Raw genomic sequence first — 20,196 nt, 5'->3', positions numbered from 1 at the left:
CTGTAGTTTAGAATTTGTTATTGCGTTGGCGAGAGAACCATCATAGTTCGCTAACGTAATAGTTAAACACCTGATTAAAAAGGAATGTGAGACATGGCAGAAACAATTTTTGATAAAATTATCAGCAAGGAAATTCCAGCAGAGATTTTGTACGAAGATGAACTGGCGCTGGCGTTTAAAGATATAAATCCTCAGGCTCCGACTCATTTTCTAGTTATACCGAAAAAGCAAATTGCCACGGTAAATGATATTGCTGAAGATGATCGCGAAGTAGTGGGTCATCTATCATTGGTGGCTGCAAAGATTGCAAAAGAGCAAGGGTTTGCCGATCAGGGTTACCGTACCGTCATGAATTGCAACGAATACGGTGGGCAAACTGTATATCATATTCACCTTCACGTATTGGCAGGTAAACCACTAGGTTGGCCTCCGTATACTGAGAATATGAAGCAACACGTTGAGTAACGTTTATCGCTTAAAGATAAAAAATGCCACCCCTTTATTTAAAGGGCGGCATTTTTCTTTGCACTGCAAATAAATGCGGTAGATAAGTAAAATCGAATGGCTTAGTCAGCAAGCCCTAACACTTTCTTACCTTGATTAAAGTGAATATCAACCGGGATACTGGCTGCTTCTAAGCGCGCTAAATCTGACGCAAGGTTAGGCTTAATCACACCCATAGTTTCTACAAGTTTTGCGACACCGTCGTAATCGCCGTCACCTTGAAGGGTAAGGATTAATTCAGAAAGAGCTTCTACTGCGGCGCCCATTTTTTGCATATTCACGCGATACATGCCGTTTTCTGTTTTTTCAAAAGCGCCTTGCTGTGCAAAAAAGTTAAAACGAATCATGTTCGCTTTGCCGTGGGCAGAGCTTGCTCCAAAACGCACAGAACGGAAAATTCCGGCCATAAAGGTAACGTAATAATCTTCTAGCGTACCTTCGGTAATTTCACCTTTCTCTAGAAGGCTTTGTACCATGTACAACCCTAAAATATCGGCCTTACCTTCTTCAAGGGCTGAAGCGTGTTCTTTAAGTGCGCCGCGCACGGTACCCGAACCGTCTAGGGTGTTTTTAATGCCAAGACCGTGAGCCACTTCGTGAAACATGGTGTTGGCGAAAAAGGCGTCGAACGTAATGTGCTCACGTTGCTCAGGCACAATTAGCGTATCTGCAATAGGTACCAAAATCGTGTCGAACTTAGCGCGCATTGCGTTTTTGAGCTGCAGGCGGCGGGTTCCTTTTTCTAACTGTACGCGTTCGTCATTGGGCAGGTTAATTGCAATGGTTTTGCTACCAGCATTAGAATGGCCTGCGTAATAAATAACGTCATACGCATTAAGGTCTGCATCAGAGCCTGGCATTTCAGCTTTGTAAGCATTAGCAACAGGAAGCCCTTGCTGAAGCTCAGGTAGGAAAGCTGCGTACTTAGCAAGCTTTTCACTCCACGCTAAATCTTTAATAAGCACATAAGCTTCAAACGCTGCGCGGTAGCCAAAAAGCTGATCTTCATAGCTTTCAATAGGACCGATAACCAGCTCTACAGGGTTGGTCTTCATATCCATCCAAGCCATGTCAGAAGCAAGATAGTCGTTGGACAACAATGCCTCAGAACGAAGCTGTAAGTATTGTCTAAAGCTTTCGTCTTCAGCAAGTTCAGACGCTTTCTTCAGCAAGTCAGATGCTTTCATCAATTCGCTTTTAAACGCTTCAGAGTAAGGTACAGAATAAAGGTTGCCCGCTTCATCGCGCTTCACCATAGAATACAAGCCTTGTTTGTCTTCAAATTCAGCCGTAGCAAATTCTTCCTTTTCCATATCGTGAGGATAAAACTCAGCGCCTAAGGTTTTGTCAGCATAGCCGCTGATAAACGGTGTATCGCCGTTAAGTCGATCCCAAGGACCATAATTTATGGCCGCAAAATGACGCACTTTTTCGTCGCTAATTGAAGAAAGGAAGGTATCTTTATCTTCAAAAAATGCCTGCTTCCAAAACAGGTCGTCCATAATTGTTGACGCATCGATTAAAAGCGAAAGCATTTTATGCTGGTTTTCACTAAGGTGTGATAGGTCGCTGGTAAGGTCTACGCCGTGATAAATAGACAAGCGAGACTCGTTTACCAGTAAGGTTTGCGCTGTATCAGTTTCAGGCTTTGTCGTTTGAGTTTGCGTTGTATCGGTGCTTTTACTACACGCAGTTAGCATTAATAACCCTGCCACTGCCGCCGCAATAGGCGAATAAGTTGAAATCGTTTTTTTAATCATAAGGTTTACCGTGTCGTTTTCCCGTATTGATATAAGTATGTGGGGAGGTGTTTGCGTAACTCACTATAGCTATGCTTTTGATTTTATACAAAAGTATGAAAATTATTTGCTTAATATAAATAGTGGTTTGCTGCTTGTTGTCTATACTTTATTTGAGCTCTTATGCTTTTGCGGTCGTTGAACATTCGCATTGAGCCTATCTTTTTTAGTTGGTCGAAACTAGAAAGCTACTATAGTATGGTGATAGAAATACCATAATAAAACAATAAAGGGTTTGTATTTTAGCGTGAAACATAGAGGCCTATGTTAATAATCGCAGGGAATGCAACGCACAAAGACTCAATCTATTTGGCGCATCAGGATTGATGTTGGCTAAGTGGGTAACGGGTATCGCAAACTATCGCCTTATCGAGGCAATTTGGAACTTTCTAAGGGTAGAAATATGTCTACACAGAACGCGCTTTCAACTATTTTGGTTGAAAAAATAAACAATGATACACTGGTCCTTCCTACACTTCCTGCTATCGCATTGAAAGTCCGTAAAGCAGCAGATGACCCCGACATTAACCTTAATGCCATGGGCGAGGTAATCGGACAAGATCCATCACTTAGTGCAAGAATGATAAAAATTGCAAACAGTGCTTATATGGGGCGCAGTGTTAAAGTAACCTCTATCAGTCAAGCGGTAACCCGTATTGGCCTACGACAAATTAAGAATATTTCTACCGCATTAGCAATGGAGCAGCTTTTTGTTTCTAAAAACGATGTAGTAGCTCGTTATTTGCAACAGGAGTGGGCGAACACGGTAAATATAGTTGCCAGTGCTATGGCGGTATTACAGCTTTACGTAGCTCGCACCAAAAAGCGGGAAATGAGCATGGATACTATGACTTTAGCTGCATTGGTTCATAATATTGGCGTACTGCCAATTTTAACCGAAGCTGAACGTCACCCTGAGGTTTTTGCTAACCCTTCTTTCCTTGAAGTGGCAATCGATAAACTAGCAGGCCGCATTGGCGCAAGCATAATGAAAGAATGGGGCTTCGGCGATAACTTCGTTAATATATCCAAAAACTGGAAAGATTTAAGCTACCTTCCTGACGAGCTGGGGTATATTGACTTTGTTCGCGTAGGCGCAGCAGTCTCGGGTGCGGCAGGTAGTCAAAAAGATGCGATGCTAAACTTAGCTATTCAGCGTGGTGTGGTCGAAGACATGGGCGAGCTTCACTCTGATGAGTTCGAAGAGCTCACAAGTGCCGCGAAGCAAATTTTCTTATAAGCAGTTCAGCTACCCCCAGCTTTACATAGTAATGTTAGGCCGATACAGAAGTGAATCTTCAAAACGTATCGGTCTTTTTGTTATGTAAGTTAGCTATGAGTACAGCGCTAAATAAGCAACACTAGGCGTTAACAGGCTTCTTTTGAACATACAGCAATAACAAACCTAGGCCCAATCCCCACACGGCGGAAGTCATGGAATATAAGCTAAATCCTGACGCGGTGCACAACAAAGTAAGCAATGCAGGAGCTCTGTGAGTTTCTACTTCCATAGCGCGAACCACAGCCCCTTGAAGCGTCGCTAGAAGCGCTAGTCCAGCAAGTAGGTGAATAATAATACTGGGCATGCTAACAAATAAAGCAACGACCACTGACGCTAATAGCCCCATAAACAAGTACGCTACGCCAGCCACCATGGCAGCTCTATAGCGCTGTGACTTATCACTATCCGCTTGCTCACCCATGCACAGCGCTGCTGTGATTGCGGCTAGGTTAAAGGTGAAACCTCCAAACGGTGCTAATAGACCTTGTACAATCGCAATACCCGATAAAATAGGCTTGTGATCTGGCGTATAGCCATGGGCGTGATGAATAGCAATACCAGGTAAATTTTGAGAGAGCGTAGTTATAAGAAAAAGGGGAAAGGCTAACCCAATAGTGGCACTTAATGAGAAAATGGGCGTTACCCAAATGGGCTCTGGAAATGCAACTATTGATGACAATTCTGTTGCCAATTGTGGCGTGGGCATTGACGAATCGCTCGGTAAAGAGAGTAGCCCATCTGAACTACCCAATAATAAGCTTATGGCTACAGACATAACCAATAATAACAACATCAGATAGCGGGGAAATAGTCGGCTTCCTATAAGGTAAGCAGAAATAAATAACGCGACTAGGTGGGGCGCTTCGTTAACATCGGTAAATATAGCAAGGCATATAGGCAAGAGGATACCGGCCAAAAGTGCAGATGAAATTGCCGGGGGAATACGACTAATTTGTTTAAGCAAAGTACGGCTTTGCGCTGTTATAAGTGAAAGCATTGCGCATATTACAAATGCACCAATGGCTTCGCCTAAACTATAGTCGCCAATACTGGTTAACAAGAAAGCGGCTCCAGGGGTCGACCATGCAGTAACAACGGGGAGTTTAGTCAGCCACGAAAACAAAATACAGGTAATGCCCATTCCTAGCCCGAGCGCCAATAACCAGCTTACTACCACAGCGTCGCTCGCACCGGCTTTGCGCGCTACATCAATTATAATGACAACAGAGCTGCTATAACCAACGGTTACGGCAGTCAGCCCAGCGCTAATATGGCTTATCTTCAATTTGCTCATGAAAATACCTTTGATTAAATAGTGAACTGAATTTTGTTGAGCGACAAAAACACTCTAGTTTTTGTCGAAGTCTTCGCGCTTATGGACTATGCTATTCGAACTTCTTGTGCGCTATAACGTACAAATTGTAACTTACCATTTGTGCGTTATAGCGCACAAGCGGTTTGGTAGTATTTGTGGAAAAATAAAAGGCCCTAATCGAATGTCAAAAGCGAATGCACAGCCTTCTGCCATCTCAAAAAGTATTGCAAAACATCTGCAATCTGTCCGTAAAGGGCGAGGGCTCTCCCTTGATAAAACCGCACAATTGACGGGGGTATCGAAAGCTATGTTAGGACAAATAGAGCGGGGTGAGTCGAGCCCGACAATCGCAACCTTATGGAAGATAGCGACAGGACTTGAGTGTTCATTTTCTTCTTTTTTATCCAATGACGATGTTGAGCGTTCTTCTCAACACGAGGATAACAAGTTTGCTAATGACCCAAATGTATCAATAAAAACCTTATTTCCGTTTAATTTAATAACCCAGTTTGAAATGTTTGAGCTTTGTTTGAAGGACTTTCATGAGCAGCACTCTTCTGCGCACCAGGTAGGTGTAACTGAACACATTCACGTATTACAAGGAAAGTTGGGGGTATTGCAAGAGGGGCAGTGGCACACTTATCAGGCGCAAGAGCAATGTATATTACGTGCAGATCAACCCCACGGCTATCGAGACGAAGTAGGGGAAACGCGCTTCATTGTGGTAATCCATTATCCGGCTTAAATCGATCGAGCAATTTATACGAACCGCTCCGCAGATTTATGAGGCGCCTCTTATATTTAAGCGGCGCCTCTCATGTTTATGCTCGCTTACAAACTATCGTCGTTAAGATTAAGCGCACCACGAAGGAAGTTCAGCAACGTACAAATTTCCGCTGACATTAGCGCAAACTCTGCATCAAGGCGCGCCTCAACCTGATCTTTTGGTACGTCGTCAGTTTCTTCTTTAATACGGTCGGTGAACTTTATACGCTTAATAGCGCCATCTTCACACATAATTGCCGTTAGGGTTTCTGCATATTCAAACGCGATTTTTTGTACCAGTTTACCGGCATCTAGGTGAATACTAATTTCTTCGCTATCTAGCGGCTGGTTCTTACAACGAATAACGCTACCTGTATCATCGGTAGACTTAAGTTCAGCTTCTTCAAGTAGTCCAACGCCTTCTGGTGTTGACTCAGTAACCCAGTGCGTAAGTTCGCTTTGAAGGCTTCTGCGCGTAAAGGGTACTACTGGAAGTGAACCTATGGCCTTTCTGACCATAGCCAGAAAAGCTTCTGCTTTGCCGTCAGATGACGCATCAACCACCACCAAGTTGTCGGCAAGTGAGATAAAACCGTGGGTGTAGGTGTTCTTTGTAAAGGCCTGTGGCAGCAGGCGGGTTTGGATTTCTTGCTTAAGGTCTGCTTTGGCTTTTTTGCCAACTGGCGAACCCGTTTCCATTTCAATTTTAGCTACCATTTCGTCAAGCTCGGCATTGACCACAGCACTGGGCAAGATCTTTTCTTGCTTCTTCAGCGTTATCCAAAAACGCTGTTGAACAACATGAAACATAGTGCCTTGCTTACCAGCCTGTGAAAACGGAGAGGCAAATCCCATGGTTGCCAAATCTTGACTGCCGCACGGGCGGAAAGCATGCTCGTTTAAGACTCGCTCTAAATCACCCTCGTCTAGCGATAGCGGCTGAGTAATTTGATAGGCTTTTACATTTTTAAACCACATAGTGTAAGCATTCTCTTGATAAAAATAGGGCGCAAGCGTACCAACGTAAGACTTGCGGCGCAATTGAATAAAAGGTTGTTAGATACTTGAAGCTGTTAAGTGCTTCCCAGATTCAAAATACTAAAATGGTTACGCACTTCTTTTGGGAAAACGAATGGTATACTGTAAGCCGTTGCCGAGTGTGCTATCTGCTTCAATGTGACCTTGCAGCGACTGGGTAACCAAGTTATACATAATATGTGTGCCAAGACCGCTGCCACCTTGTCCTCGTTTGGTGGTAAAGAAAGCATCAAATAATTGACTTAATTCTTCTTCACTTAAGCCTCTGCCGTCATCTTTGTAGTAAATAACAACATTATCGCCCTCTTCTTTTACATCGAGAGTAATCTTGCCGGCATTTTTGCTTTCAAAGCCGTGGGTAATCGAATTAACGACCATATTTGTTACAATCTGAGCAATAGCTCCAGGGGCACAGGTGACAACTAAGTTATCCGGGCAGGTCAGATTAATCTGATGGTCTGTATGTTTAAAACTTGGCTTTAGGGATTGAATAATTTCGTTGATGTATTCGCCTAACACGAACTCGCGCTCGGTTTCGCTGGTTTGGTCAACAGCTACTTGCTTAAAGCTGGCGATAAGGTCTGATGCGCGCTCTAGGTTACTTAAGAGTAAAAGCGCAGTCTGCTCAGCTTCGTCAATAAAGCTTGCCATATTTTTACTGGTCAGGCTTTTATCTTCAAAATCAGTCTTCAGGTTGTTTAGTCGCTCTTGAAGAAAACTGGCTGCGGTAACGCTTACGCCTAACGGCGTATTCACGTCGTGTGCAATACCGGCCACAAGGCCACCAAGTGAAGCCATGCGTTCTGACTCTACTAGCTGCTCTTGTGCTTGGTTAAGGGTGTCCATTGAGCTTGCGAGTTCTTGGTTACGTTTGCGAAGCTCAGCTTCTATGTACTGGCGATTTTCATTTTCTTGGCGAAGTTCTCGCTGGTGGGCAATAAGTTCGTCTTTTTGCTGTTCTAAATCCAGCATGATTTGTGACAATGACGCAGTTTTCTTTGCAACTTCCTGCTCTAAAATAAGGTTTTGGTCATCTAATTTTTTATTGGCAAGCGTTAACTCGCTTTGCGCATCTTTAAGCTTGTCATTTGAAACGATAAGATCGTCAATAACATTGTTGTATGACTCTTTGAGCTGCAACAACTCGTTGTCATCATCCAATTTGATGTTGAATTTACTCTCTGCGGGGTGCTGTGGGTCAAAATTGCCCATTTGCTCAGTGATGGACTGTAAGGGCTCAGAAAGCATGGTGCGAAAAGCTGTCATAAACAAGAAAACGAGGAAGGTTGTTTTCACTATCGCGTTGCCGATAAGAAAGAAAACACCCACTTCAATTCGGCTAAATATAGTATCGAAGCTTGAGTATAAAGTAACATCGCCTACGGTGGACTCTCGGCCAGAGAATTTGAAAACTAATGGAAAGCTATAGCTAAAAACGCCACCGGGATGATCCTCGATCAGCTCTTGGTCGACAGGCGCTGGAGAGCGCTGAACTCGAATGCCGTATTCTGCAATATAGTTGCCATTTTCACCTCGAACTTGAAGCCCCTCTACAATTGGCAGTGACATTAACCCTTCGGAAATGGCACGTACTTGATCATTGTTCAGCTCCCATAGCGCGCGAGTTAGGCTAGAGGAAAAGGTGTTTTTTAACGTTTGAAGCTCGCTTTCGACGTGATTTTTCGTGCTGAGGTATTCAGTGAAAATCTGTCCTACAGTCACAAGAAGCGTGAGCGCAAAGTATACCGACAATACCCTTGCTAAGAGCTTCCTTGATAACCCTGTCTTGACCGCAGCCATAGAAAAACACACCCCTGTTACTTCAGACTTTTTATGATAATCACACTTATGGCAAGAGCACTATTTTAAATGACATAAATGTATATATTTTTGACAATTCAAGAATATGCGCAATTTTATGAATAAACAAGATTCTATGTATAAACTTTGGACGAAGCGTGTTTTATAAACGTATTAAACTTGACACATTAATGTAATCGTTTTAATAAAACTGTCACAGACCACATTAATAATAACGGCGTTTATAAATGAGCAGGAATATTACGATGTCTCGTACAGTGTTGGTGGTTGAGGACGAAGCGCCTATCCGTGAGATGCTTAAGTTTGTACTTGAGCAATCGGGTTTTAATATTATTGAAGCCGAAGATTTCGACATCGCGCAAGAAAAAATTTGCGAGCCTTACCCAGACTTGATCCTACTGGATTGGATGCTACCGGGGGGAAGCGGTGTTCAGCTAGCTAAAAGTTTGAAACAACACGAGTTTACTCGTGACATTCCCGTCATCATGCTTACCGCCCGTGGCGAAGAAGAAGATAAAATTCGCGGCCTGGATGCAGGAGCCGATGATTACGTGACTAAGCCCTTCTCGCCGAAGGAACTAGTGGCAAGAATTAAAGCAGTAATGCGCAGAGTTACTCCCACGTCAAACGAAGAACCGATTGAGTTTAACGGACTTAAACTTGAACCTGTATCCCATCGCGTTATGGCTAATGAAGAGCCATTGGATATGGGGCCGACAGAGTTTAAGCTATTGCACTTTTTCATGACTCATCCAGAGCGAGTCTACAGCAGAGAACTTCTTCTTGATAACGTGTGGGGCACGAATGTTTACGTCGAAGATAGAACGGTAGATGTACACATACGACGCTTGCGCAAAGCTATCTCTCGCCATGGACATGATGCTATGATCCAAACCGTACGCGGTGCGGGTTATCGTTTTTCTACTAAGCTTTAATTAAATGCAGTGTTTAGGGAGTGGTATGACGCCATTTCCTTCACGTCTGTGCGCCGCCTTAACGAGCACCTATTTCCACCTTTAACAACGCGAGCTATTTCATGTATTACCCGTTCTCTTGGTTGAGAAGTACTTTGCGCTTAGTGCTATTCCTTGTGGTTTTTGCGCTGGTCGGGTGGTATCTGGATGATATGTTATTCGCTGTCGCCATTGGCGCGACTTTGTTGCTGTTGTTTAACTACTGGCACCTTTATAAGCTGAACCGCTGGCTGTGGCACAGTCGCAAGATGTCTCCCCCTTCTGTACGAGGCGTATGGGAGCATATTTATGAAGGTATTTACTATCTTCAGCGTCGAAACCGCAACAAACGTAAAGAACTTGGCGAGTTAGTAAAACGCTTTAGAGAGGGTTCGGAAGCCTTACCAGATGCAGCGGTAGTGGTTGATTCAAAGGCATGTATTATTTGGTGTAATCGTCTTGCACGCTTAGACCTAGGGTTAAAATGGCCTCAAGATTCAGGCCGGCGTATAGACAACCTGCTACGTCACCCTGAATTTATTCAGTACTTTCACGCGGGTAACTACAAATACCCTATTGAAGTACCGTCGCCGACTAACCCCAATAAAACCTTCGAATATCGAATAATGCCTTATGGCGATGAGCACCTCCTTTTAATTGCGCGTGATATAACGCGAGTGTCTCAGCTTGAAGAAATGCGTAAAGACTTTGTGGCGAACGTATCTCATGAGCTTCGAACGCCACTTACGGTTATTAATGGGTATTTAGAAATCCTTCCTGTTGATGAAGCGTCAGACCCGTTTATGCACAAAGCGATGAAAGAAATGACATCGCAAACGCAACGTATGCAAAACTTAATAGAAGATTTGCTAGTACTATCGCGTATTGAAGCAAGTTCAGAACGTATTTACGAAAATGTAGTAAATATTCCTGCTGTGCTTAGTCAAGTAGAAAGAGAAGCGCAAGCTCTCAATAAAGAAAAGAATCACACTATAAACTTTCATATTGACCAAGAGTTGTTTGTCTTTGGCGTAGAAACCGAATTACGCAGCGCCTGTTCTAACTTGGTGTTTAACGCCGTTCACTACACTCCCGCTGGTGGTGAGATAAACATATATTGGCGTCGCGGTGCGAGTGGCGCGCAGTTTTCTGTAGTAGACAACGGTGATGGCATTGAACAGAACCACCTTAATCGCTTAACAGAACGCTTTTACCGTGTGGATAAAGCTCGTTCCCGTAAAACCGGCGGTTCAGGCTTAGGGTTATCCATTGTAAAACACGTGCTAAGTCATCATAATTCTCGTTTAGAGATAACCAGTACGCTGGGCGAGGGCAGTAACTTCTCCTTCGTATTGGATAACGAGTTAATTGCAGAGCAGCTGTAATCTTAAGAGGCCGTAAACCTTGGTAAGCAAACGTCATAACATATACCATAGTTCTATGAGCTTATTGTTGGTAATAAGCCTGTGGATGCCACTTAAATTACTCGCCAGCACTCAGCTTACGCAAAGCTCTTCTCCTGTTCCAAGCTCCTATCAAGTACCAGCCTATGAACGAAAGCCTGGGGTGGCAGGAAAAATATCTTCTGTTGGCTCAGACACGCTGGCAAACTTAATGACTTTTTGGTCACAGGAGTTCAAAACTCTCTATCCTCAGGTCGGCTTCCAAATACAGGCATCTGGTTCATCTACTGCCCCCCCGGCACTTATTGAAGGCACTGCCACTATAGGCCCTATGAGTCGGGAATTAAAACCCAGCGAAATACGGGACTTCACAAGAACCCACGGTTACCCTCCTACAGTATTAAAAGTAGCTATGGACGCCATTGCCATTTTTGTTGATAGGCGCAACCCGATTCCGGGTATGACCCTTGAACAAGTTGATGCTGTATTTTCTGAAACCCAGTTTTGTGGCAGCGATACAGCCATTACCAATTGGTCTCAGCTTGACGTTAACGACATAGGCTATCGCTCTCCTATCAGGCTGTACGGTCGAAATTCAGTATCGGGTACTTATGGTTTGTTTAAAGTGATGGCGCTGTGTGACGGGGACTTTAAGAGTACGGTTAATGAGCAACCCGGTTCTGCCTCTGTAGTATTGTCTGTTGCCAGCGGTACAGGTGCGATTGGCTATGCTGCTTACGGCTATAAAACCGCAGGGGTTCGCGCTTTGCCTTTAGGTGAGTCGCTAGATAGCTTAATCCCTCTTTCTATCGATACGGTGCGCAACGAAACGTATCCGTTTGCTCGTTTTCTTTATTTGGTGATAAATAAAAAGCCAGGTGAGCCCTTACCTACTCTGGAAAGGGAGTTTTTGCGCTATATCTTGTCACAGGAAGGGCAGCAGCAGGTGTTAAGAGATGGGTATTTCCCTATTCGTGAAGATGTATTAGTACGCCAACGTCGATTACTCGATGAATAATTTTGTTTTTCACTACTAACGATTTGGTAACGACATACCTAGTAAACAGATTTTTCTCAAAAAAAGTGCTTTAAAATATTCAGGTGCTTTCAACCATTCTTGTCATAATTACGTCACAAATCAGGCAGGTAGGCTCACAATCTAGGTTAAGATTGGGGGGCAATAGAGGCTATGGCGAGTACAAAAGTATTCTCGAATTCAAGTAAGCGATGCAAGCGTTCCTCCGCTAAGTTTCAGAAAAACAAATAAAAACAAATTTATTATTGGCGAGAATTACAGTTCATTGGGTGTTTTTTAGCTTAAAATTGAACTTTTTCTGTGAAACTTTTGTTACAGCGCCTTTATGTAACAAATGTGTCATCTACCTTAGGTAAAGTTTTCGCGTTTTCTAAATCCATAATTATACCGTACTTGGAGAAACACATGGAACTTAAGCAACTTTTCAAAGCTTCAGCTATTGCTACTGCTCTTGTGCTAGCAGGCTGTGGCGGCGACATCAATATTAGCGAAGGCGATATTGATAACAGCGTTACTAATACAACAAACAATAGTGGCAGTGACACTGATGGCGGCAACACTGGCGGCGATACAGGTTCAACTGATACAGCGCCAGGTGAAGTTAGCTCTTTCCTAAGTGGTGAAGTTTCTGATGCGTTCGGCCAAACGGTTGAAGTACGCGTTCTTTCAGGTCGCTTAACAGCTGACGATGCTGACGACCAAGGCGTTATCACGCTAACCAACGACAAAGTATGGGCGCTTGAAGGTCCAGTGTTTATCGGTAACGACAAAGCTGACAGCGTGACACTTGCAATCGAAGAAGGCACAGTGATCTTTGGTCGTACTGGCGCTGACTATCTTGTAGTAAGCCGTGATTCACAAATTGAAGCTGAAGGTACAGCATCAGCGCCTATCATCATGACATCTTTTAACGATGTTGTTGGTGATGAAGTTGGCGCTGGCCAATGGGGCGGCGTAGTTATTCTTGGTAACGGTACGTCAACTAAGTGTCCACAAGACGGTTCTGATTGTGCGCTTCAGGTTGAAGGTGCAGAAGAGGGTGCAGTATTTGGTGGTACAGACGATACAGACAGCTCTGGTATCCTTAAATACGTAGTTGTTAAATACGCTGGTTTTGAAATTGCGCCAGACAACGAACTTAACGGTATCACTTTTGGTGGTGTTGGTTCAGGTACAGAAGTTGACTATGTACAAGTACACAGCAACGCGGATGACGGTGTAGAATTCTTCGGTGGTGCGGTAAACGCGAAACACCTAGTTTTAACAGCTAACCAAGATGACTCAGTAGACTGGGACAACGGTTACAAAGGTAAGCTTCAGTATGTATATGTTCAGCACGCTGCTGACAACTCTGACGCGAACCGCGGTATTGAAGGTGATGGCGACGGTGGTGACGGCCTAGATTTCTCTAAGCCAATGATCGCTAACATGACAGTTATTGGTAACACTTTCGATACAGCAGACGCTGACTCTGAAGGTCTACTACTTCGCGACCAAACTGGCGCAAACCTAATGAACTTCCTTATCACTGGTCCTGAAGCAATGGGCGAGTGTTTAGAAATGGACACAGACGAAACGGTTCAAGCTAACCTTTCTGACGGTGACCTAACCATGACTTACTCAGCTATCGCTTGTTCTGAGCCGTTCAACACACCAGAAGGTGCAGTTGACCTAGAAGCGTGGTTTACAGGTCAAGAAGGCAACCAGCTAATCGCGTTTGAAGACCGCGCAAATCTTGGTCTTAACCCAGACGGTACACTAACAGCTCAAAGCGACCTTCTTACAGCTGGTGGCGATGCGTCTACATTGCTTGATACTTTCTTTGAAGCAAACACCTTCATCGGTGCTATTGGCGAAGATGACTGGCGTCAAGGCTGGGCATTTGGTTTCGGTGGCGGTAACATCGAATTAGTGGAAACTGCTTCTGGCTGTCCATCAGGTACAACTTCAATCACGCCAGTTGACGGTTCAACGACTACGTGTGAAGTATCAGGTACTATCACATCTGACCTTACGCTTACAGAAGGTAACTTCTACGCGCTTTCAGGTGCAGTATTCGTAGGTGGCGACAAAGAAAACAGCGCAACGCTTACTGTTGAGCCAGGCGTAACTGTTTATGGCGCATCTGGTAACGACTACCTAGTAATCAGCCGTGACTCAGAAATTAATGCAAACGGTACTGCTGAAGACCCAATCACATTCACTTCACGTGACCACGTTGTTGGCGGTCTTGAAGCGGGTGAAGCTGGCCAATGGGGCGGCATGATTGTTCTAGGTAACGGCGAATCTACTAAGTGCCCTCAAGACGGTACTGACTGTTCACTTCAAGTTGAAGGTGCACAAGAAGGTGCTGTGTTCGGTGGTACAGATAACACTGATAGCTCTGGTACGCTTCGCTACGTTCGCGTAATGCACGGTGGTTTCGAAATCGCACCAGATAACGAACTAAACGGTATCACATTTGGCGGTGTAGGTTCTGGTACTACTGTTGAGTACGTACAAGTACACAAAAACGCAGATGATGGTGTTGAGTTCTTTGGTGGTGCAGTAAACGTTAAGTATCTTACGCTAACAGGCATTCAAGATGACTCTGTAGACTGGGATAACGGTTACAAAGGTAAACTACAATTTGTTCTTGTTAAGCACGCAGAAGACAACTCTGATGCTAACCGCGCAATTGAAGGCGACGGTGACGGCGGCGACGGTACAGCGTTCTCTAACCCAATGGTTGCTAACATGACTATCATTGGTAACGAGTTCGATACTGCTGACTCTGATTCTGAAGGCGTTCTTCTTCGCGACCAGACAAACGCACAGCTTTATAACTTCGTAGTTACTGGCCCAGCGGGTATGGGTGAATGTTTCGAAGCTGACCTAAGCGATGGCGACACTACGCTACTTGCTAACATGGACGGCACTAACGACCCACAACTTACTTTTGAAACTTCTGTACTAGCATGTGCGGAAAACATCAAAGATTCTGGTGACTTTAGCCAAGAAGACTGGTTCACCGCACAAACAGGTAACAGCCTACTTGATAACACTGCAACAGTACTAGACGGTATTTACACAGTGGATGCAACAGTAGCGACTGACGTATCGACGCTAGACAGCTTCTTCTCTTCTGTAGACTTTATCGGTGCAGTTAAAGACGCTGACAACGATTGGACTGCGGGTTGGACTGTAGGTCTTGAATAAGGCCCAGTTCGCATAGCTAAAAACAAGCAAGTGCGTTGCAAAAAGTGGCGCACTTGCTTTTAAGTTTGTAAAACACGAAATTTTTATTCGTGAAAGTATTCCTTTCTAAAGAGGTTCATCATGAACAGACCTGCTAACAGGTTTCTTCTAAAGCCCATTAGCTTAGCCGTTGCTGCAAGTATCTTGTTTCCAACGTCTATAGCCCACGCTCAATCAAATGAAGAAGAAGTGATTGAGGAAGTTGTTGCTACAGGTACGCGCTTAAAAGGTACCGCGACAGCAGTAATGGAAGAACGTAAAAATCAAGCCTTCGTAGCTGATATTATGGGTGCTGAGCAGATTGCTCGTACTGGTGACAGTGATGCTGCGGGTGCACTTCGTCGTGTAACTGGTCTAACACTGGTAGATGGTCGTTTCATCTACGTTCGTGGTCTTGGTGAGCGTTACTCATCAACTCAGTTAAACGGCGCAATCGTGCCAAGCCCAGATCCAACGCGTAACGTAATACCTCTCGACTTGTTCCCGTCGAGCATTATAGAAAGCCTTGCGGTTCAAAAATCGTATTCGCCTTCCATGCCTGCGGCATTCGGTGGCGGTAACGTAAATATCCGATTGAAATCTATACCTACACAGCGTGTTTTCAACGTATCAGCTGCGGTTGGTATCGATACGGAAAACTCTGGAGATGTCCTGGATTATGCTGGTGGCGGTCGCGACTGGACAGGTGAAGACGACGGTACTCGTGCAGCCTCTGCTGCTATCCAAGAGCGTTGGGATTCAAAGAATTTCCTAGACGACCTAGAGCCCGAGGAAGCGCTAGAGTTGTTCAAGGGCGTTAACAGAGAATATGGGCTTGAGAGAGAATCAGCTGACCCTGATATGCGCGTTAACGTTACCTATGGTGACAGTTACGACTACGACGACGACTGGCGTTTTGGCTTTTTGGTAACTTCACGTTACTCAGCCCAAACTCGCTCTTCTGAAGAATACGAGCTACAAGACCCTGACTTAGTGGGCGATGACATTATCAATGTACGCTTCTTTGACGATATTCAAGGTACTGAGCAAACGGTGACTTGGTCTTCACTATTAACTCTAGGTGTAGACTACAACCGTCAACATCGTATTGATTACAGCCTTATTGTACTAAACGACACGCGCGATGAAATTCGCGAAATGTTTGGTAACACGGAAAACTTGAACCAAGCAGAAGGTTTGCGTATTCGTGATATCGACGTTCAGTACGAAGAACGCTCGCTTTATACCAATCAGATTAAAGGTCAGCACACCATCCCAGAACTAAACTTCATGGGTATTGACTGGACTTACTCGTTGGGTCGCTCTGTACGTCATGCGCCGGGTAACTTCAATGCGCGTTTCGTAATGGAAGACGTGAACCAAGACGGCATCTTTGACGATGAAAACGAAATCTTCTTGTCAGATGCACAGACTGCGGCACGTTACACCTTCCAAGACCTTCACGATCGCTTGGAAAACTTTGGCTATAACGTGACTTACCCCATGACAATGGGTAAGTGGGAAACCGAGTACAAAGTGGGTGCAAGCTTTGTAACTAAAACACGTACTGCTGAAAACCGTCGTTTCGACATTAATACACTTGGTGTTGAAGACCGTTCAATTTTAGACGGTAACGACTTTAGCGAAATCTTCAGTGACGATGTGTTAGACACGCTATCATTGTCTAGTCGCCCACTGATTCGCGATACGACTATTGCTGGTGATGACTATGTAGCGGGCCAGAAAATTGATGCTTACTATCTAGAAGCTGATTTCTTCTATGACAACAAGTGGCGTTTCACCGGTGGTGCTCGTTATGAAGATTTCCGTCAGGTAGTGGCGCCGCTAGACCCGCGCACAAACCAGTTTGACTTGAGTGACGAAGCAGATCGTTCACAGCTTGCGTTCCAAGAAGACGGTTTCTATCCAGCGCTTGCAGTGACTTACTTCTTAGAAGACGATATGCAGCTACGTGCAAGTATAGGTCAAACGGTTGTTCGTCCCGATCTTCGTGAGGTTTCTTCGGCGACTTACTTAGACCCGTTAACTAACTTCCCGATTGCTGGTACACCTGGTGTAAGCACAACAGATATCATTAACTATGATTTACGTTGGGAGTGGTATCGCGAAGCAGGTAACAACGTGTCTGTAGGCCTATTCTATAAAGACATGGAGGCGCCAATTGAATCGGTACAGTCTCCGGCTCAGGATGGTCCACCGCTAATTCGTATTGCTAACGCTGAATCTGGCGAGGTTTACGGAGTTGAAGTTGAATTCCTACAAGACTTAGCCTTCATTGGCGACGGTATTTGGGACAACTTGTTTACTACAGGTAACATCACTGTCAGTGATTCTGAAATCGTATTAGATCGTCAGAATATCGTTGAGCAAACTGGTGTTTCTGCGGCAATTACTAATGTTGAGCGCCGAATGACCGGCCACTCTCAGTATGTACTTAACATGCAGTTGGGTTATGACTCTGATAACGGTGAACACACTGCGTCGTTAGTATACAACGTATTCGGTGAGCGTATTCTAATTCCGGGTATTGATGGTTTCGACGATAACTTCGAGCAACCATTTCATTCATTGGATATGGTATACAAGTACTACCCAGACTTTAATAGCACTGTCACATTACGTGTTCAGAATATTCTAGGCGAAGATCGTGAAATTGAATTTAACGATACCCTGCTTAGGTCTGAGACACGAGGTACAGGTATTAGATTGTCATTTAAATATGACTTCTAAAAACTGAACTTATCCTTAAGGCCGCTACATGCGGCCTTTTTTATGAGTTAAACATGACACTTTCGGTTCTAATATGACAGTTTCGTAATAAAACTGTCACAGAAAAACTCTATCCTACGCGCAGAAATTTATAGTCGGATACAACCGATTTCTTTTAACTTTAAAGGTTTGAATGTATGAAGCTTATCAATGCTTTGTTAGTTGCAGGTGCGCTTACAGCGACACCGGTACTGGCACAAGACGATGAAGTCTTAAAACCCGTTGTCGATGAGGCAGCGAAAATCAATGAGTCAGCGGCAAAATCGCAAGAAAAAATAAACGGTATTACCGATCAAATTGACAGCAAACTTCAACAGTTCAAAACATTGATGAAAGAAATCGAAGGCCTTGAGGTTTATAACACTCAGCTTCGTAAGCAAATCAATAACCAAGAACAAGAAATGGCAGATCTGAACTCAGCTATTGACGAAGTGTCTGTTGTTGAACGCCAAATCACGCCACTTATGATGCGTATGATTGACGGCCTAGAGCAGTTTGTTGCTTTAGACGTACCTTTCCTTCCAGAAGAGCGCGCTAACCGCGTCGCTGACCTTCGCGCCATGATGGACCGCGCCGATGTTGCTGCATCTGAAAAATTCCGCCGCGTTATGGAAGCGTATCAAGTAGAGATGGATTACGGCCGCACTATGGAAGCGTATAGCGGTATTCATTCAATTAACGGTCAAGAGCGTGATGTAGAATTCCTACGCCTTGGTCGTACAGCGCTAATTTATCAAACACGTGATGCTAGCATGCAGGGTGTTTGGAACAAGCAAACCCGTCAGTGGGAAGAGCTTGATAGCAGCTACCGTACACAAATTACAAAAGGTCTGCGCATGGCGAAGAAGCAACTTGCACCAGACTTGCTAATGCTGCCAGTGGCAATTACAGACTAAGAGGTTGATGAGAATGTTTAACACAGTAAAACGTATCGCTGTTGGTCTAGCAGCCCTTAGCATCAGCGTTGGTGCTTTCGCACAAAGCGACCGTGCGATGGACTTAGACGCACTTCTAAAGCAATTAGAAGAAGGTCAGTTCGCACAGTCTCAGCAAAACAAACAGCGCGAGCGTGATTTCCAATCACAACGTGCAGAGCAAGATCGCATTCTTCGCGAAACCCGTGAAAAGCGTGACCAAATGCTTGCACAATCTGAGCAGCTTGAAACTCAGTTTGAAGAAAACGAATTCAAACTGGCTGACTTAAACGGTGCACTAGACACGCGTCTTGGTTCACTAAAAGAGCTATTCGGTGTGCTGCAGCAAATCGCTGGCGACACCAAAAACAAATTCTATAACTCAGTAATATCTGCGCAAATTCAAGGCCGTTCAGAGTTCCTTGACCAAATGGCACAAGATATGGGTTCAAGCTCAAAACTTGCTTCAATTGAAGAGATTGAGCGCGTGTGGTTTGAAATGCAGCGTGAAATGACTGAATCAGGCAAGGTGACTACCTTTACCACTGACGTTGTTGAAGCTGGTGGCGAGAAAGTGAACAAATCTGTTGTACGTGTAGGTCCGTTCGCGCTAGTTGCCGACGGTAAATACTTAGACTACAACGGTGTAACCGGCACAGTGTCTGAACTAGTACGTCAGCCTGCTGATCGTTACAACGACTCTGCTGCAGAACTACAAGCATCAAATGGTGAGCTAGTTCAGTTCGGTATCGACCCAACAGGTGGTTCTATCCTAGGTCTTCTTGTTCAAGCGCCAAACCTTAAGGAGCGTGTAGAGCAGGGTGGTGTTGTAGGTTATATCATTCTTATCGTTGGTGCGTTTGGTTTACTACTTGCTCTAGAGCGTCTTGTAACGCTTACGCTAACGCGCATGAAAGTGAACAAGCAGCTTAAGAGCAAAGAAGTTAACACTAACAACCCGCTTGGCCGTGTACTTAAAGTCCGTGACGAGCACCCAGACGCTGACGTTGAAGCGCTGGAGCTTCACCTTACAGAAGCGATTTTGGGCGAAGTGCCTAAGCTAGGTCGTAACTTAACTATCATTAAGATTATCTCAGTAGTTGCGCCGCTTATGGGTCTACTAGGTACGGTAACGGGTATGATTAACACCTTCCAAGCAATTACCTTGTTTGGTACAGGTGACCCGAAACTGATGGCAGGTGGTATTTCAACAGCACTTGTAACAACAGTACTAGGTCTTGTTGTAGCGATTCCAATGACACTGCTTTATGCAATGCTTAACACACGTTCTAAGAACATTGTGTACATCCTACAGGAACAGGCGTCTGGCGTAATTGCAGAGCGCGCTGAGCGAGGCTAA

General features: G+C 44.5%; 14 protein-coding genes. 10 read left to right on the top strand and 4 right to left on the bottom strand.

Annotated elements, in window-relative coordinates; translation table 11 throughout:
- Positions 1 to 93 precede the first annotated feature (93 nt).
- On the top strand, positions 94 to 465 hold the full coding sequence (locus tag ACYX4M_RS03870; RefSeq protein ID WP_476081963.1) for a histidine triad nucleotide-binding protein: 372 nt from the start codon (positions 94 to 96) through the stop codon (positions 463 to 465).
- Positions 466 to 566: 101 nt separating this feature from the next.
- Here ACYX4M_RS03870 and ACYX4M_RS03865 read toward each other — a convergent pair whose 3' ends face one another.
- Positions 567 to 2,261, bottom strand: a complete 1,695-nt coding sequence (locus tag ACYX4M_RS03865; RefSeq protein WP_476082848.1) for a dipeptidyl-peptidase 3 family protein — start codon at positions 2,259 to 2,261, stop codon at positions 567 to 569.
- 445 nt (positions 2,262 to 2,706) lie between these two features.
- On the opposite strand from ACYX4M_RS03865, the gene ACYX4M_RS03860 reads away from it, so the two are divergent.
- Entirely contained in the window at positions 2,707 to 3,543 is an 837-nt protein-coding gene (locus ACYX4M_RS03860) for an HDOD domain-containing protein (protein WP_334059078.1), read from the top strand.
- A gap of 121 nt (positions 3,544 to 3,664) precedes the next feature.
- Here ACYX4M_RS03860 and ACYX4M_RS03855 read toward each other — a convergent pair whose 3' ends face one another.
- A complete protein-coding gene (locus ACYX4M_RS03855; RefSeq protein WP_476081962.1) occupies positions 3,665 to 4,879 on the bottom strand; it encodes a benzoate/H(+) symporter BenE family transporter in 1,215 nt (404 codons plus the stop codon).
- Positions 4,880 to 5,081: 202 nt separating this feature from the next.
- On the opposite strand from ACYX4M_RS03855, the gene ACYX4M_RS03850 reads away from it, so the two are divergent.
- Positions 5,082 to 5,645 carry a helix-turn-helix domain-containing protein gene (locus ACYX4M_RS03850; RefSeq protein ID WP_334059075.1) on the top strand — a complete coding sequence of 188 codons (564 nt, stop codon included), beginning with the start codon at positions 5,082 to 5,084 and terminating at the stop codon, positions 5,643 to 5,645.
- Between the two features lie 86 nt (positions 5,646 to 5,731).
- Here ACYX4M_RS03850 and rdgC read toward each other — a convergent pair whose 3' ends face one another.
- Positions 5,732 to 6,643, bottom strand: a complete 912-nt coding sequence (gene rdgC, locus ACYX4M_RS03845; RefSeq protein ID WP_334059074.1) for a recombination-associated protein RdgC — start codon at positions 6,641 to 6,643, stop codon at positions 5,732 to 5,734.
- A 129-nt stretch (positions 6,644 to 6,772) separates the two neighbouring features.
- Positions 6,773 to 8,503, bottom strand: a complete 1,731-nt coding sequence (locus ACYX4M_RS03840; RefSeq protein WP_476081961.1) for a sensor histidine kinase — start codon at positions 8,501 to 8,503, stop codon at positions 6,773 to 6,775.
- 266 nt (positions 8,504 to 8,769) lie between these two features.
- Here ACYX4M_RS03840 and phoB point away from each other — a divergent pair, with 266 nt between their 5' ends.
- The 7 genes from phoB (at position 8,770) to ACYX4M_RS03805 (ending at position 20,196) form a co-directional block, all read left to right on the top strand.
- On the top strand, positions 8,770 to 9,459 hold the full coding sequence (phoB, locus tag ACYX4M_RS03835; RefSeq protein WP_118490259.1) for a phosphate regulon transcriptional regulator PhoB: 690 nt from the start codon (positions 8,770 to 8,772) through the stop codon (positions 9,457 to 9,459).
- A 101-nt stretch (positions 9,460 to 9,560) separates the two neighbouring features.
- Positions 9,561 to 10,862 (top strand): phosphate regulon sensor histidine kinase PhoR, encoded by a 1,302-nt coding sequence (gene phoR / locus ACYX4M_RS03830; protein ID WP_476081960.1) that lies wholly within the window; start codon positions 9,561 to 9,563, stop codon positions 10,860 to 10,862.
- 55 nt (positions 10,863 to 10,917) lie between these two features.
- Positions 10,918 to 11,898, top strand: a complete 981-nt coding sequence (locus ACYX4M_RS03825) for a PstS family phosphate ABC transporter substrate-binding protein (RefSeq protein ID WP_476081959.1) — start codon at positions 10,918 to 10,920, stop codon at positions 11,896 to 11,898.
- Between the two features lie 423 nt (positions 11,899 to 12,321).
- Positions 12,322 to 15,114 carry a hypothetical protein gene (locus tag ACYX4M_RS03820; protein ID WP_476081958.1) on the top strand — a complete coding sequence of 931 codons (2,793 nt, stop codon included), beginning with the start codon at positions 12,322 to 12,324 and terminating at the stop codon, positions 15,112 to 15,114.
- Between the two features lie 120 nt (positions 15,115 to 15,234).
- Positions 15,235 to 17,883: a TonB-dependent receptor domain-containing protein gene (locus ACYX4M_RS03815; protein ID WP_476081957.1), complete on the top strand. Its 2,649-nt coding sequence runs from the start codon at positions 15,235 to 15,237 to the stop codon at positions 17,881 to 17,883.
- A gap of 176 nt (positions 17,884 to 18,059) precedes the next feature.
- Entirely contained in the window at positions 18,060 to 18,818 is a 759-nt protein-coding gene (locus ACYX4M_RS03810; protein ID WP_474806290.1) for a DUF3450 domain-containing protein, read from the top strand.
- A gap of 13 nt (positions 18,819 to 18,831) precedes the next feature.
- Positions 18,832 to 20,196, top strand: coding sequence for a MotA/TolQ/ExbB proton channel family protein (locus ACYX4M_RS03805; protein WP_474808686.1), 1,365 nt, complete (start codon positions 18,832 to 18,834; stop codon positions 20,194 to 20,196).

The organism is Alteromonas sp. ABV4_150 (assembly GCF_056311745.1).
Note: the sequence above shows the minus strand (reverse complement) of the source record. Positions and strands in the feature narration are given on the sequence as shown.

Excerpts from the sequence above, each read along its gene's own strand:
- ACYX4M_RS03825 (WP_476081959.1), top strand. The coding sequence starts at position 10,918 with ATGAGCTTATTGTTGGTAATAAGCCTGTGGATGCCACTTAAATTACTC.
- ACYX4M_RS03810 (WP_474806290.1), top strand. The coding sequence starts at position 18,060 with ATGAAGCTTATCAATGCTTTGTTAGTTGCAGGTGCGCTTACAGCGACA.
- rdgC (WP_334059074.1), bottom strand. The coding sequence starts at position 6,643 with ATGTGGTTTAAAAATGTAAAAGCCTATCAAATTACTCAGCCGCTATCG.
- phoR (WP_476081960.1), top strand. The coding sequence starts at position 9,561 with ATGTATTACCCGTTCTCTTGGTTGAGAAGTACTTTGCGCTTAGTGCTA.
- ACYX4M_RS03870 (WP_476081963.1), top strand. The coding sequence starts at position 94 with ATGGCAGAAACAATTTTTGATAAAATTATCAGCAAGGAAATTCCAGCA.
- ACYX4M_RS03855 (WP_476081962.1), bottom strand. The coding sequence starts at position 4,879 with ATGAGCAAATTGAAGATAAGCCATATTAGCGCTGGGCTGACTGCCGTA.
- ACYX4M_RS03815 (WP_476081957.1), top strand. The coding sequence starts at position 15,235 with ATGAACAGACCTGCTAACAGGTTTCTTCTAAAGCCCATTAGCTTAGCC.
- ACYX4M_RS03805 (WP_474808686.1), top strand. The coding sequence starts at position 18,832 with ATGTTTAACACAGTAAAACGTATCGCTGTTGGTCTAGCAGCCCTTAGC.
- ACYX4M_RS03850 (WP_334059075.1), top strand. The coding sequence starts at position 5,082 with ATGTCAAAAGCGAATGCACAGCCTTCTGCCATCTCAAAAAGTATTGCA.
- ACYX4M_RS03840 (WP_476081961.1), bottom strand. The coding sequence starts at position 8,503 with ATGGCTGCGGTCAAGACAGGGTTATCAAGGAAGCTCTTAGCAAGGGTA.
- phoB (WP_118490259.1), top strand. The coding sequence starts at position 8,770 with ATGTCTCGTACAGTGTTGGTGGTTGAGGACGAAGCGCCTATCCGTGAG.
- ACYX4M_RS03860 (WP_334059078.1), top strand. The coding sequence starts at position 2,707 with ATGTCTACACAGAACGCGCTTTCAACTATTTTGGTTGAAAAAATAAAC.
- ACYX4M_RS03820 (WP_476081958.1), top strand. The coding sequence starts at position 12,322 with ATGGAACTTAAGCAACTTTTCAAAGCTTCAGCTATTGCTACTGCTCTT.